The following is a 14,933-nucleotide window of genomic DNA, read 5'->3' as shown; positions in this document are numbered from 1 at the left end:
ATTACTTACCCTCGCTCTCGAAGTGCTCAATTTGTTCTTGCATAGCTTGTCCTGGAACTTCCAATGTGTTCTTTAGGAAGTCAGAAATCTTTTGCTTTTCGATATTATCGGCAATCTTAATTTGCTCATCGATATAACTATCTACTTCAGCAATATAATCTTCTTCTTGCTTTTCGTCCCAGACACCTTTTTCTGTCATGAACTTACGCATACGAATCAATGGTTCCTTCTTCCACCACTCAGCAATGTCTTCCTTAGTACGGTAACGTAATGGATCATCACCAGCAGTTGAGTGTGGTTCCAAACGGTTAGTCAATGTCTCAATCAAGACTGGTCCATTACCCGCAACTGCCCAAGCACGTGCTTCCTTAGAAGCTAAGTACATTGCCAAAGGATCGTTTCCATCAACAACTAGACTTGGAATTCCTGAACCCCAACCCTTAGCAGCCAAATGTGGTGCAGCTGTTTGCAAATCACGTGGTGTTGAAATAGCATAACCATTATTTTGAACAAAGAATACGGCATTTGCCTTATAAGCTGAAGCAAAGTTAACACCTTCGTAGAAATCACCTTGTGATGTTCCACCGTCTCCAGTGTAAGCATATGCGACAGCGTCTTGCTTACGCTTCTTTAATCCCAAAGCAACACCTGCTGCTTCAACATATTGCGCACCGATGATGATTTGTGGCATCCATGAGTTAACTGGCTCACCTTCTTCAGTCGTAAACTCGTTACCCTTAGCGTGTCCACGTGACCAAAGGATAGCCTTCCAAACTGGCCAACCCTTATCAACAATTTCAGGGATATCACGGTATCCTGGGAACAACCAATCTTCCTTACCAAATGCATAAGCTGATGCCATTTGTGAAGCTTCTTGTCCTGCAGTCGGTGCAAAAAAACCAAAACGACCTTGCTTTGCTAATTTCGTTGAGCGAATATCTAGCTGACGGCTAAATAACATCCGCTTCATAATCTCAACTAAATCCTCATCTGTTAATTCTGAACGCTTGTAAGCAGCCTTATCCAACAACTTTCCATCATTATCCAATAACTTTAGTGTTGGGAAAAAATCATCTTGCGCTTGCAACTGTCCATCAAAATCTAAAACCTTCTTATTTGCATCTGCGATACTTGCCATGCGTGTAGCCCCTTTCTACTTATCACTGTCCCCAGTAAACAATACCGCTAACTCTTCGTTAGTAATACCACCAAAATATTGACCATCTTTATTAGCATCTAAAACTTGTAAGATTGAATCCGGTGAGAAAGTCTGTCCAATAAACTTATCCTTCATTTCACGCCAATCGCGCACGCCCAAGAAATCCCCTGTAAAATCAATATCCATGATTTTACCTTTCTGAACGTTTGCCTTAACATCGACGCTTCCACCAGCATATTTTGCATGGTTAACGAAATCAAAGTCAGGACTCTTACCGTAGTTCCACTCCCAAGTTGAGAAACGATCATCACGCCAACGCTTAATGTCAGCGATCTGCTCGTCAGTTAGAACCAATTCGCCATCCTTACCTTGATCAGATAAGTAATAACGAAGTGCATCCATAAATCCTTCTAAAGTTTGATCCTCTGGTGCGTAATTCTTAATATTACCAACACGTGCGCGCACTGACTTAGCCGCTTTCGAAATAAATTTTTCATCGGCGACGTTCAATGAACGTACCATTGCATCAACATCGGTGTCCCACATCAACGTACCATGGTGCATTAAATAACCACCAGCATAACGTTGTGCATTACCCGACACCTTCTTGCCATCTACTTCCAGGTCATTACGACCTGTGATCTTAGCATCTATCCCAATTGATTGTAGTGCGTTATACATAGGCTCCACAAATTGCTTAAAGTTTACTTGACTACTACTCTCAACTGGCACAAAAAATGTAAAACAGATATTTCCTAAATCGTGATATACAGCACCACCACCAGACATGCGTCGGACAACTTGTACGCCTTCTTTGTCTACATATTCCTGATTAACTTCACCAAACGTATTTTGATTTTGTCCCACAATAACAGCTTTTTTATTCTGCCATAGCGTGAAAACCGGTTCATCTGGCTTCAAGTTGTATAGTAACCAGCTGTCCATTGCAATATTCTGGTAGGCATCTGTGCCTAAGTAATTAATGTATCTCACGACCATCCCCCCTTTATAAAAGAAAGCGCTTACAACTCCCTACGCGTTTATTATAGCACTTATATTTAATCAATGAAAAACGTTATCGAAATATGAATTATGATATGTTTGAATATTTTATTTCATAAAAAAATTGACTAAATTAAATATTTTAAAATAAAAAGGCGATATAAAAGCATGTTTTACGCTCTTATATCGCCTTTTTTTATTTATTTATCGGTTGTTCCGTATATGAAACTATACCTTAATTATGACGCAAATACGTGACTGCATCGTTAAATGTCTTAACAGGTACGATTTTCATACCAGGTGCATATTTCTTAGCCGTCTTGACAGCTTGCTGATAATTAGTTTGGCCATCAACTTCATATTTCAGATTTTGCTTTGTTGGTTTAATGTACGGTGCAAAGAAAATCTTAGCACCGGATTCATGAGCAACAATCACCTTTTTATCAATACCACCAATTTCACCAACACGTCCTGTTTTATCAATGGTACCTGTACCAGCTATTTTACGACCATTCGCCAAATTCTCATTTGATAAACTATCATACATTTCTAGCGCAAACATCAAACCACCAGATGGTCCACCAATCTCACCCATATCGGCACTAATCTTACGTGGTGATGAGACAGAAACAGAATCAGTTAAACTAATACCCATACCAGGTAACTTTTTAGTACCATCAAGAGCCACCGACTTACCAGTTGCCTCTTTAACTTGCTTTTGGTGTTTATATGTAATCGTTAACTTAGTACCCACCTTGCGCGCACGAATATACTTTTGAAAGCCTTGTGCAGAAGTAAATTTCTTATTATCAACAGCTGTAACTGTGTCACCAACTTTTAGATGGTTTTTAAAATTCGAGTTATCTTGAACTGACATCACATAGATACCATTAAAGGTCCGCTTGTAAGGTACTTTAGCTGCTTTATACGCATTAACTTTAGCTTCATTTAATGCTGAATCCATGTAGACACGGTTAATTTCTTTACTATCTGTTGCACTAGATCCACCATTAGCTTCGCGACTAGTCATCAGAGAGGCAGTTGGATTTACTGCAGCAATAATTGCGCCTAGCCCATTAACTTGCGATAAATACACGGCCGTAATCATGTACTGACCATCAACTTTAGGCTTTTTACCATCAACCTTAATGTACGACTTTAAGTCATCTGCTTCACCCGGTGTCTCTGAGTATAGTGGCAAGGGAACAAATAACCCAATTAAGATGATAATAAGACTAACTAAACCAATTATTTTTAAGCGTTTCTTTTTTTGCTTGTTTTTCGTTTCTGCCATATATTATTTACCTAATTTTTTCACTAATGCTTCATACACATCATCAGGTACATATTTTGAAATATCAGTACCAGTACTTGCAATTTCCTTTAACAAAGAACTTGAAATAAATTGATGCTCGGGTTTCGCCAATAAAAAGATTGTCTCAGCTGAATCTAAATCTGAATTCATTTGTGCAATATCACGTTCATACAGATAATCTTTTTCATTGCGAATTCCACGCACTAAAACGTTGGCATTAATTTCATGCATAAATGATACAGTTAAACCACTCATTTCAACAACTTTTACATTTGGTAAATTATCAGTTGCTCGTTTGATCAAGGTAATTTTTTCATTGGCATCAAATAAGTAGTTTTTACTTAAATTAGTACCCACACCAATAATGACCTCATCAAACAACTGTGCAGCACGTACTACCATATCTAGATGACCATTTGTAAATGGATCAAAACTCCCTGGAAATAATGCTTTAACCATCGTCTCACTCCTTTACATAACGGTATACCGTTATGACAGTAATACCGTAATCTTTTTGCTTAATCAATTCAAATCCAGGTAAATTTTCTGGTAAATCAGCAAATTGATCAGTTTCCGCAATAACTAAGGCATCATCATTAATAAGTTTAGCTGCTTGTAATGCCTCTATATCTTTGACAATTGTTTGTTTAGCATATGGTGGATCAAAATATAGCACGTCGAAGGGCAACCCACCTTTCAAACGTTGAATAGCTGTTTCCGCTGTACTTTTAATAATTTTGAATTGTTCGGCATGTTTTGTAATAGCAATGTTTTCTTTGATTGTTTTGATTGCTGCGTATTGCCGATCGACTAAAACAGCCTCAGAAATACCTCGAGATACTCCCTCAATACTTAAGCCACCAGATCCAGCATATAAGTCTAACGACCGACCACCATCAAAATAAGGTCCAATTATATTAAACAACGCTTCTTTTACTTTATCGGTTGTTGGTCGTGTAGCAGTACCAGGTACAGCCTTCAATGGACGACCACCAAAATCACCACTTACAATTCGCATTATAATTCCTCTTCATCTATAGGCTCATCAGCTAATTCATTTGGATCAATTGTTAGTTCAAACAGATCACCTTCACCACCAACAGTTGTATCAACTTCTGGCCAGTGAGAAACGCTGACTGAAGAAACGAAGCCCAATCTTTCAATTAATTTCTTTTTAGTTTCAATATCTTCTTCATTCATATAAATTACAGCATATTTCATTTTTTCCGAAATATAATTAACGACACCAAAGCGGCGTAACTGACGAGCTTGGCGCACGTTTTTTAAATAAACAATAACGCTTCGCCTTGGTTGAATCTTAAATGTCATGCGTTTTCCTTTCTAGGTGTATGATGCTTTGTATCTGCTTTAATTTGACCAATAACATTTAGTGCAACACCAAATGTTAAGCCCCATGATAGCAATGAAGAACCACCATATGAAATCATTGGGAATGTCACACCCGTAATTGGCAAGGCACCTACAACACCACCTAAGTTAATAAAAATTTGAACAACAATATAAGTTGCAATACCATATAAAATAAGTCTCTGGTGCATCAAACGGGCCCGAACACCCATTACAATCAGGCGCCAAATAATAATGGCAAACACAGCCAACACAAGCCAAATCGTAATTGCACCTAACTCCTCACCAACAATCGCCATGATAAAATCAGTATTAGGCTCAGGTAGATAACCCGTTTTTTGAATACTGTTTCCTAGTCCGCGACCAAACAAACCACCATTACTAATTGCATAATAAGAATTAATTAATTGATGTCCCGAATCTCCAGCCAACCAGGGATTAACATATGCTTCAAATCTTGCTAATTGGTAATGAAAAAATGGCAACTTTGCTAAAACAGGTAATAAAAATGGAATTGCTACATACATAATTAGTATCATTGTAACCAAGCCTACGAAGGTTCCTTTTCTGACACCGGATGTTACCACCATAAACAACAATATCAGAATTAAAATGATAGCACCACCAAAATCGGGCATGCGCATGGTCAACAATATTCCCACAACCGGAATCATAAGATCCCATATTTTAATCTTTGGAAACAACACATTTTTTTGAGGCATTTTCCTAGCAAAACGATGGGCAACATATAGAATCATACTAATTTTAAAATACTCCAATGGCTGTATTCCAAAAGAACCAATATAAATCCACCCCTTTGCACCAGAAGTAACCGGTCCTACCAATAACGTAATAACCATTACAACCAAAACCGTAACATTAGCAGCTAGCACCACGCGATTGATAAATCTAGATTCCCATTTAATTTTAAAAATAAAGATAAACAGCATGGCCGTCAAACTTAATACGCCAAATGTTGCCTGTTTTTTCAAAAAACTAAGTGCCGATCCTGTAGCCATGTTGGTACTTGCCGTATAAACCATAGCATCACCAAAAATCATGATTGCAATAATAGGAATAAGCAACCACAAATCTAAATAGCGCAACCTATTTTTTATTCGGTTAATCAGGCTAGTTTTATTTTCCCCATTTTTAGGCGAATGGGTTTTTGTTGCTTCCATATTAATAAGCTCCTCTTTTATAAATAGCTTTTTCCATTTTATCACATCTAACAGCCTAGCTACCTTTATCATTAACAAATAACATATTTTATGATACAAAAGAAAAAGTTGTTGCCCGTATATCTATGGACAACAACTTTTTAATTATTTGTTTTGAATTAGCCTTGTTGTGACATCTTACGACGTTTAGCAGCCTTCTCACGTTCACTCGTAACCAAAATTTGCTTACGGATACGAACGTTTTCAGGTGTTACTTCGGCGTACTCATCATCATCCAAGAATTCCAATGATTCTTCAAGCGTCATATCACGTGGCGTCTTGATAGAAGCAGTTTGGTCCTTGTTTGATGAACGAACGTTAGTTTGGTTCTTAGCCTTTGTAACATTGACAGAAATGTCATTGTCACGACTATTCATACCAACAACCATACCTTCATAAATATCATCACCTGGATGGATAAACATTGTTCCACGATCTTCAACACCCATGATAGCATAAGTAGTTGCTTGACCTTGGTTAATTGAAACAAGCGTTCCATTACGACGACCAGGATTCCAGTTCTTAACAACTGGTGCGTATGTCTCAAATGTGTGGTTGTAGATACCATAACCACGAGTTAATGACATAAATTCAGTTGAGTAACCAATCAAACCACGTGATGGTACAAGGAAGTCCATACGTGTTGTTCCAGTACCAGTTGGTTCCATGTTACGCATTTCACCCTTACGTAGGTTCAATGATTCAATAACTGCCCCTGAGTATTCATCTGGAGTATCGACTTGCACAGCTTCAAACGGTTCTGATTGAACGCCGTCAATATCTTTAATAATAACTTGTGGACGTGAAACTTGTAATTCAAAGCCTTCACGACGTAAGTTTTCAATCAAAATTGACAAGTGCAACTCACCACGACCAGAAACTAGCCATGCACCAGCTTCATCAGTTGGGTCAACACGCAATGAAACGTCAGTATGTAACTCACGGTTCAAACGATCTTCAATTTGACGAGCAGTAACAAACTTACCTTCACGTCCAGCAAATGGTGAATCATTTGTACGGAAAGTCATTTGCAAAGTAGGCTCATCAATGTGTAGCAATGGTAGTGCTTCAGGATGTGCAGGATCAACAACAGTTTCTCCAACTGAAATATCATCCATACCTGAAACGGCAATCAAATCACCAGCTTGTGCTTCATCAATTTCGATACGATCCAAACCAATGTAACCAAATAGCTTTGTAACACGGAAATTAGGAGTTGAACCATCAGCCTTCATAACAGCGACTGAATCACCAACTTTGATCTTACCATTGAAGACACGACCAATTCCGATACGACCAACGAAATCGTTGTAATCCAAAAGTGATACTTGGAATTGCAATGGTTCTGCTGAAGTATCTTCTGGTGCTGGAATAGTCTTGAAAACAGTATCAAAGATTGGTGTCATAGTGTGCTCTTGAGAAGCAACATCTGGATCGTATGATGATGTTCCGTTCATAGCTGAAGCATAAACAACCGGGAAGTCCAATTGTTCTTCATCAGCACCTAGCTCAATAAACAAGTCCAAAACTTCATCAACAACTTCAGATGGACGTGCACCAGGACGATCAACCTTATTAACAACTACGATTGGTGTCAAGTTTTGCTCAAAGGCCTTCTTCAACACGAAACGAGTTTGAGGCATTGTACCTTCAAAGGCGTCAACAACAAGCAAAACACCATCAACCATACCCATGATACGTTCAACTTCACCACCGAAGTCCGCGTGTCCTGGTGTGTCCATGATATTGATTTGCTTATCACCAACCTTAACGGCTGTGTTCTTTGATAAGATGGTAATACCACGCTCTTTTTCAAGATCGTTAGTATCCATTGCTCGATCACTTAACTCTGTACGTAAATCTAGCGTATCAGATTGCTTCAACAATTCATTAACCAACGTGGTCTTTCCGTGATCGACGTGGGCAATAATTGCAATATTTCGGATATTTTCGCGTTTTGCCAAAATCTTCTTCTCCTTGACGAATACGTCACTTTTTTCTTAACCGGTGTAACAAACATAAATTATAATAACAACACTACCCCTTTTTTCCCAAAAGCGCCATAATGTCTGCATATGCTTTGTCTGTCGCGACAAGTACTGAACCTGATACTAACATATTTACAGGTTGCTCGTCAATTGTTCCGACACGCAATCCCAAAGATTTTGCTAAAGCCACTCCAGCTGCAAAATCCCAGGGCCGCATCCGACTTAAATAAGCAACCGCTTTCCCTGTTAAAACATGCAAATACGAAATACCAGCTGATCCGTAAACACGGTAACCAATTGCTGCTTTGGCTATTTGTGGGAAACCTGGTTCTTCATATAATAGACGTGCACCTGATAATGCAACTAAACCATCTGCTAAGCCAATATCATCAGACAACTTTAATTTTTCATCATTATGATAAACACCATAATCAGGTCCACCATGAACAACATCATGTTGTGTAATATCCATAATCCATGCCATCAATGGTTCACCATCCTCATATAAGGCAACCATCGTGGCAAATTCAGCCTGTTGTTTAACAAAATTCATTGTGCCATCAATGGGGTCAACAAACCAGATACGCCCCTTCATTGATTTAACAGCATCCCCAAAACCTTCTTCGCCTAAAATTTTAGCCTCTGGATCAAAATTACGAATATGTTGCACGTAATATTGTTCGACCTCACGATCGACATTTGTTACTAAATCTCGTCGACTAGACTTTGTATCAATTTGCATGCGTTGCTGGACACGTTGTGAAACCAAATGATGAATTTGATCCAACCATTTTAACACTGTCGTATCTAACTTCTGTAATTGTGTTTGATCCATACGCTAGTCCTCCATTTTAATACGCTGACTAGTGGTTTGACGAGCAACTTTCATCGTTTGATAAATGCTGTAGCCGGAATCCTTTTCAAATTCTCGACCTATTTGTTTTTCTTCACTTTTACTAGGAACGACCTTTTTAAAATCTGTATATGCATCTAGTAGTTCTTGACGACCAATACCAGTTTCATACGCATTTGAAATTGCTGAGTACAATTTACTAGCTGCGATAATATCTGCTTTATTCCATCCTGGTAAAATTGGATAGGCAAAATTTTTATCTGATTGTGTCATATCAAATTACCCCAAGTAACGTGTATTATCCGTTTGAGCCCATGGATCTTTTTGATTAATGTGATCATAATACAATCCACCACGAAGATGATCAATTTCATGTTGGAACACAATTGCTGGATAACCTGACAAACGTAGTTCTTGTTGTTCCCCTTGCTCATCTTGGAACTTTACTGTAATTCGGTATGAACGATTAACGTATCCAGGTAAGTCTTCATCAACAGAAAGGCAACCTTCACCCATAGATAATGCCCCCTGCTTTACTGATTGACGTGTAATAACTGGATTGTAGATTGTACCTTTAAAGTAGTATTTACCATCATTATGGTCAGCCTTTTCTTGTAATTCTTCAACATCATCAGTTGGAATTAAAATAGATGCAAATTGTTGTGATACACCAACTTGCGGTGCAGCCAAACCAACACCTGGACGCAACCCATACTTTTCATTTTCCTTTTCATCTTGGCTGATGACTAGGTATTCCATCATATTTTTTGAAACTTCTTTTACTTCATCAGACAAAGGAAACTCAACTTTAGTTGCGCGTTCACGCAATACTTTATCACCGTCACGTACAATTTCATTCATCAAATACATCTTTAGAATCTCCTGTTTTTTATTTATATTTAGTATACCAAACTCTATACTGGTTGATTTAATTTCCTTAAGTCTCTGATATATGCTGCTGTTTCTTCGTTTGTCACATGTGCAATATCAACATGCAATTCCGGTACTCGAGCATCATACCAAACATCAGTTACTAACAAAGCCATATCAGAATCGGACGCGCTTTGCAGATTATTTTTCTCAGCATATTCTCTTAGTGCATTATTAATTGCTTGTCTAACTACAACAACTTCTTGCAAATCAGATACTGGCAACACAAATTCAAACGCCATTACTTCATGTCCCCAAACATTAGCAACCAAAGTTGACGATATTTGCTTATCCGGGACTAGATATAAAGCATCTTTTAAATCTTTCAATGCATAAGTTAATGCATGATTAACCACTTGTTGTGAAGTAATGATTTGACGTTCTGTCAAGCGGCGACCATAACGTCGGTAGATAGTTACGGCAATTACAATACACATAATAATTAAAATAAGCCACAAAAACCACATGATATCCTCCACTAATATAAAAATTTTAACTACTCACTATATCTAGTGTACCCGAATTCAAATCAAAAAACGATGAAGCAAACTGTTTTTTAGACATTAATTCAAGCTAATAATAAAAGCTATTTAAATTTTAAGACTAACCATTATACCATTTACTCTCCCTGTCATCCTAATTTAGCCTTGCTATTAAATATATAAAATATTTACAATAGTATAAACATCACTTGACAGTTAAGTAGCAGATAACACAAATTTCTGCTAAACTTACTCTATACGAAAATTCGGAATAAAATACAAGGAGATACTTTATTATTATGATTTTTAAAGTTTACTATCAACCTAATACATTTCAAAGTCCAGAGCGTGAAAATACACACTCTCTATATCTAGATGCCGTTGACTTACCTGCAGCTCGTTTAGCAGTTGAATCAAACACGGAATACAATGTTGAACACATTGAGCAATTATCAGAAAAGGCTCTTGCTTACGAGCAACAAAGCCCAAACTTTAAACTAACGGAGTTTTAATCTATGACGACTGATTTTACTATTCGGCCTGATGAAACAGCAGTTTATGCTTTGGGTGGTTTGGGAGAAATCGGGAAAAATACGTACGGTATTGAATATGGCGATGAAATCATCGTTGTTGATGCTGGTGTCAAATTTCCAGAAGATGAACTTTTAGGAATTGACTATGTCATTCCAGATTACTCTTACCTCAAAGAAAATAAAGACAAGATTAAGGCCCTTGTTATTACACACGGGCACGAAGATCACATTGGGGCAATTCACTTTTTCCTAAATGCTGTTAACGTGCCGGTCTATGCCGGTCCACTTGCAATTGCTTTAATTAAAAACAAGTTGGACGAACATGGACTTCTTAATAGTACAGAACTTCATGAAATCAATGAAGATACTGTCCTAGAATTTGACAAGATGAGTGTTGAATTCTTCCGTACAACCCACTCTATCCCTGATACTTACGGTGTTGCAGTACACACCCCCTCAGGAACAATCGTGGAAACCGGTGACTTTAAGTTCGATCTGACGCCCACGACCAAGCAGCCGCCTAATCTACAAAAAATGGCGCGTATTGGTTCAGAAGGCGTCCTTCTACTTATGTCTGATTCAACCAACGCTGAACGTCCAGAATTTTCAAAGTCTGAACGTTGGGTTGGTAAAACCATTGACAAGTTATTTAACGAAATAGATGGTCGCATTATTTTTGCAACCTTTGCGTCAAACATGTCGCGTATTCAAATGGCTACTGAAGCAGCAATCGAACACGGTCGCAAAATTGCCGTCTTTGGTCGTTCAATGGAAAGTGCCATTAACAACGGTCGCGCTTTGGGATACTTAGACATTCCTGATGATATGCTTGTAGATGCACATGAAATTAATCGTCTCCCACCAGAGAAGACCTTAATTATGTCAACGGGATCTCAAGGTGAACCGATGGCTGCGCTAGCTCGTATTGCTAATGGAACTCATCGTCAAATTTCTATTCAACCTAATGATACCGTCATTTTTTCAAGTTCTCCTATCCCAGGTAATACACAATCAGTTAACCGTGTTATTAATGAACTTGAAGAAGCTGGCGCTAATGTTATTCATGGTAAGATTAATAACATTCACGCTTCTGGTCACGGTGGTCAAGAAGAACAGAAACTAATGTTATCATTGATGAAGCCAAAGTTCTTTATGCCTATTCACGGTGAATATCGTATGCTTAAAGTTCACGAAGGCTTAGGTCACGATATTGGTGTTCCAGAAGAAAACACATTTGTCTTAGACAATGGTGATGTCTTAGCTGTTTCACCTGAAGAAGCTCATGTGGTTGGGCACGTTCCAGCACAAGATACTTACGTCGACGGTAATGGTATTGGAGACGTTGGTACTGCTGTTTTGCGCGACCGTCAAATGCTATCAGAAGACGGCTTAGTTGTGGTTGTTGCAACGATTGATTTAAAAAATAAAGAAATCACTGCAGGACCAGACATTCTCTCACGTGGTTTTATCTATATGCGTGAATCTGAAGAATTAATCAACGAAGGTCGCAAAGTTATTTTCCATGCTATCCTATCGGCAATGCATGAAACAAACGCTTCTGAGCACACCATTCGGAATGCAGTTGTTTCTCAATTACAACGTTTCTTGTTTGAACAAACAAAACGTCGTCCATTGATTTTACCAATGTTTATCATGATTTAATAAACAATAAAAAGGCACCTTAGCTTGTTACAGAAACTGTGATTAAGCTAAGGTGCCTTTTTTATATGTTTTTAAAAAATTAATGGGTATTTAGTTACCTGAATTTGTGCATTATAGGATTGCGCAGGAAAAGATTCACCGTCTAGATGACTGTATTCAGGCGCTTTTGTTTTCAAAATCACTTGTGCTGATTTGATGTGATTAACCTCCGGATATCGATAATGATTACCACGAAATAAAGCACCCAAGAGCCAAATAAGTCGAAAAATATTTTTTGGTTTATCAACAACAATAACATCTAATATGCCATCAGTTGGATCCGCACCTGGCAGTATTTTAACACCACCACCAAAGTAAGGATTATTAGCAACTGTCACCAAATAACCTTTTTGTGTATGAATACGTTGCTTATCAGGAGTAGTTATCATCACATCAAAAGCGTCTTGCTTAACAAGGCTCTTAAATACTGCTAACAAATAACTCCAATTACCAACGTGTAATTTATTTAACAAACGTTTTGTCTGCGACACGTTAGCAAAGTTAACGGTCATTGCATCAATACCAATCCCCATGTTATTCACGAAGTAAGTTATTAGTTTCGTACGTTCATCGACATATTTTCCAATATCAATCAAGCGAAATTGTTGTTGCTTAATTTTTTGATTAATCTGTTTAAACGCAACTACCGGATTATTGGATAAATTATAAAATCGGGCAAAGTCATTTCCCGACCCTGCAGAAATATAAGCAATCGGTATTTGACGTTTAACTTCAGTATTTTTTAATACGCCATTAATTGCTTCATGTAGTGTCCCATCACCACCCATTATAATAACAATTTGTTGCGCTACATCTTCATACTTCTCAGTTAAATATTGCTGAATATCCCCAGATTTTTTCGAGAAACAAACATTATAATCAAATGATTGTTCAGTTAAATATCTCTTTAACAGTCGCCATTTTTCTTGTGCCTGACCAGCAACTGGATTTACTAAAAATCTATACTTCATGAGACAACAATTTTCCAATTAACCATTATTTACTTTCAGCACCCCAATACTTCTTTTTATAAGCATCTCTATCTTGTTTTTCATCAGCATAAATATCCGCATGCTTACGATAAAACTGCTGGTGCTCTTCCTCAGCATCCCAGAAAGTTGCTGCTTTTTCAATCTTAGTTACAATTGGATCATCACCAAAGATACCTGATGCAACTAATTGTTGTTTTGATTCTTCAGCAATCGCTAATTGTTCATCTGAATTGACAAAAATAACAGGTCGATAATTATCACCACGATCTTGAAATTGACCCATAGCATCAGTTGGATCAGCCGTTTGCCAATAAAGATTTACTAAATCTTTATAGTTAACAACATCATTATCAAACCAGACTTTAACTGCTTCAGTATGGCCCGTTTCATGCGCCTTCACCTCAGCATACGTTGGATTATCTTTAAAACCGCCTGTATAACCTGAGCGTACCTTTAAAATACCAGGTAACGTTTCAAAAGGTTCAACCATGCACCAAAAGCACCCGCCTGCAAATATTGCCGTTTCTTCTGCCATAATAATTCATCTCCTATTTCAATTTAATATCCCATGCTGCTTTTTCAGCTGAACCATACAAATCGTGCATATGTTTCTTGGTCTGTTCAGTCTGATAAGCTTTAACGACTTGCTTGTAAACCTTCTTGTTTTGCTTATCCTTACGAGCAACAATAATGTTAATGTACCCTTTATTAGCTTTATTAACAGGTTCTGTGTAAAGCGCCTTATCAATATCTAATTTGGCATCCAAAGCATAATTAGTATTAACAACACCTGCATCAACCCCTTTTAGTGCTGACGCCGTTTGTTCAGAATTAACTTCTTTAATCTTAAAATTCTTCTTGTTTTGTGTGATGTCTGCAACGCCAGGCACCTTCTTAGAATGATCGTATTTAATCAATTTAGCTTCTTCTAAAACATCCAGTGCTCTTTTTTCATTTGAACCATCATTTGGAACAATGATAGTTCCACCCTTAGGGAGTTCTTTTAGACTATCATGCTTTTCGGAATACATCCGAATTGGCGTAACATATGTCTTACCAATTGCAACAAGTTTATTACCCAAATGCTTATTCTGTTCATTAAAATAATCAATCGTTTGCATTGCATTTAAATCAATTGAATTATCAACTAATGCTTGATTTGGCTTAACGTAATCCGTAAATAACTTTAATTTGATATTAATATTATATTTTTTTGCAGCATCCTTTTTAACATAATTCCACAATTGGCGATCAGAGTCACCAACTAGCCCAACAGTTACTGTTTTAGGCTTACTGTCCGCAGAAACCTGTTGTGTCAATATTGTTGACCCAATTGTCGTAGCTCCCAACAAACCGATTGTACCGATTAAAAATTTATTCATTAAAACAC

17 protein-coding genes are annotated in these 14,933 nt (G+C 37.6%); 2 read left to right on the top strand and 15 right to left on the bottom strand.

Going from position 1 to position 14,933, the window contains the following annotated elements; translation table 11 throughout:
• Position 1 precedes the first annotated feature (1 nt).
• The 12 genes from GA0061074_RS00310 to GA0061074_RS00255 all read right to left on the bottom strand — a co-directional run bounded on the left by GA0061074_RS00310 (position 2) and on the right by GA0061074_RS00255 (position 10,302).
• Positions 2-1,138, bottom strand: a complete 1,137-nt coding sequence (locus GA0061074_RS00310) for a thiamine pyrophosphate-dependent dehydrogenase E1 component subunit alpha (RefSeq protein ID WP_092461111.1) — start codon at positions 1,136-1,138, stop codon at positions 2-4.
• A gap of 15 nt (positions 1,139-1,153) precedes the next feature.
• Complete coding sequence (lplA, locus tag GA0061074_RS00305) at positions 1,154-2,152, bottom strand: lipoate--protein ligase (RefSeq protein ID WP_092461110.1); 999 nt, start codon at positions 2,150-2,152, stop codon at positions 1,154-1,156.
• 244 nt (positions 2,153-2,396) lie between these two features.
• Positions 2,397-3,455: a SepM family pheromone-processing serine protease gene (locus GA0061074_RS00300; protein WP_092461109.1), complete on the bottom strand. Its 1,059-nt coding sequence runs from the start codon at positions 3,453-3,455 to the stop codon at positions 2,397-2,399.
• Between the two features lie 3 nt (positions 3,456-3,458).
• The gene (coaD, locus tag GA0061074_RS00295; RefSeq protein WP_092461108.1) at positions 3,459-3,935 is read right to left on the bottom strand and encodes a pantetheine-phosphate adenylyltransferase; all 477 of its coding nucleotides are present in this window, start codon (positions 3,933-3,935) and stop codon (positions 3,459-3,461) included.
• A 4-nt stretch (positions 3,936-3,939) separates the two neighbouring features.
• Complete coding sequence (gene rsmD, locus GA0061074_RS00290; protein WP_092461107.1) at positions 3,940-4,494, bottom strand: 16S rRNA (guanine(966)-N(2))-methyltransferase RsmD; 555 nt, start codon at positions 4,492-4,494, stop codon at positions 3,940-3,942.
• Positions 4,494-4,805 carry a YlbG family protein gene (locus GA0061074_RS00285; RefSeq protein WP_092461106.1) on the bottom strand — a complete coding sequence of 104 codons (312 nt, stop codon included), beginning with the start codon at positions 4,803-4,805 and terminating at the stop codon, positions 4,494-4,496. The genes rsmD and GA0061074_RS00285 overlap by 1 nt, the downstream gene beginning before the upstream one ends.
• On the bottom strand, positions 4,802-6,025 hold the full coding sequence (locus GA0061074_RS00280) for an FtsW/RodA/SpoVE family cell cycle protein (RefSeq protein WP_092461105.1): 1,224 nt from the start codon (positions 6,023-6,025) through the stop codon (positions 4,802-4,804). Before GA0061074_RS00280 ends, GA0061074_RS00285 begins: the two co-directional genes overlap by 4 nt.
• A gap of 158 nt (positions 6,026-6,183) precedes the next feature.
• Positions 6,184-8,028, bottom strand: coding sequence for a translational GTPase TypA (gene typA / locus GA0061074_RS00275; RefSeq protein ID WP_092461104.1), 1,845 nt, complete (start codon positions 8,026-8,028; stop codon positions 6,184-6,186).
• A 73-nt stretch (positions 8,029-8,101) separates the two neighbouring features.
• Positions 8,102-8,887, bottom strand: coding sequence for an inositol monophosphatase family protein (locus tag GA0061074_RS00270; RefSeq protein WP_092461103.1), 786 nt, complete (start codon positions 8,885-8,887; stop codon positions 8,102-8,104).
• Positions 8,888-8,890: 3 nt separating this feature from the next.
• Complete coding sequence (locus tag GA0061074_RS00265; protein ID WP_092461102.1) at positions 8,891-9,178, bottom strand: UPF0223 family protein; 288 nt, start codon at positions 9,176-9,178, stop codon at positions 8,891-8,893.
• Positions 9,179-9,184: 6 nt separating this feature from the next.
• The gene (gene def, locus GA0061074_RS00260) at positions 9,185-9,775 is read right to left on the bottom strand and encodes a peptide deformylase (protein WP_092461101.1); all 591 of its coding nucleotides are present in this window, start codon (positions 9,773-9,775) and stop codon (positions 9,185-9,187) included.
• Between the two features lie 44 nt (positions 9,776-9,819).
• Positions 9,820-10,302 carry a hypothetical protein gene (locus GA0061074_RS00255; RefSeq protein ID WP_092461100.1) on the bottom strand — a complete coding sequence of 161 codons (483 nt, stop codon included), beginning with the start codon at positions 10,300-10,302 and terminating at the stop codon, positions 9,820-9,822.
• Between the two features lie 314 nt (positions 10,303-10,616).
• On the opposite strand from GA0061074_RS00255, the gene GA0061074_RS00250 reads away from it, so the two are divergent.
• Together GA0061074_RS00250 and rnjA are read left to right on the top strand one after the other, a co-directional pair.
• Positions 10,617-10,829 (top strand): DNA-directed RNA polymerase subunit epsilon, encoded by a 213-nt coding sequence (locus GA0061074_RS00250; RefSeq protein ID WP_092461099.1) that lies wholly within the window; start codon positions 10,617-10,619, stop codon positions 10,827-10,829.
• 3 nt (positions 10,830-10,832) lie between these two features.
• Positions 10,833-12,512, top strand: coding sequence for a ribonuclease J1 (gene rnjA / locus GA0061074_RS00245; protein WP_092461098.1), 1,680 nt, complete (start codon positions 10,833-10,835; stop codon positions 12,510-12,512).
• Between the two features lie 71 nt (positions 12,513-12,583).
• Here rnjA and GA0061074_RS00240 read toward each other — a convergent pair whose 3' ends face one another.
• The 3 genes from GA0061074_RS00240 to GA0061074_RS00230 are packed head-to-tail and all read right to left on the bottom strand — an operon-like array spanning position 12,584 to position 14,925.
• Positions 12,584-13,522: a diacylglycerol/lipid kinase family protein gene (locus GA0061074_RS00240; protein WP_092461097.1), complete on the bottom strand. Its 939-nt coding sequence runs from the start codon at positions 13,520-13,522 to the stop codon at positions 12,584-12,586.
• Positions 13,523-13,547: 25 nt separating this feature from the next.
• Positions 13,548-14,078 (bottom strand): peptide-methionine (S)-S-oxide reductase MsrA, encoded by a 531-nt coding sequence (msrA, locus tag GA0061074_RS00235; RefSeq protein ID WP_092461096.1) that lies wholly within the window; start codon positions 14,076-14,078, stop codon positions 13,548-13,550.
• Between the two features lie 13 nt (positions 14,079-14,091).
• Positions 14,092-14,925: a MetQ/NlpA family ABC transporter substrate-binding protein gene (locus GA0061074_RS00230; RefSeq protein ID WP_240005844.1), complete on the bottom strand. Its 834-nt coding sequence runs from the start codon at positions 14,923-14,925 to the stop codon at positions 14,092-14,094.
• Between the last annotated feature and the right edge of the window lie 8 nt (positions 14,926-14,933).

This window comes from Weissella bombi (assembly GCF_900094835.1).
GTDB classification, from domain to species: Bacteria; Bacillota; Bacilli; order Lactobacillales; family Lactobacillaceae; genus Weissella; species Weissella bombi.
This window is presented reverse-complemented; position numbering and strand designations above follow the sequence as displayed.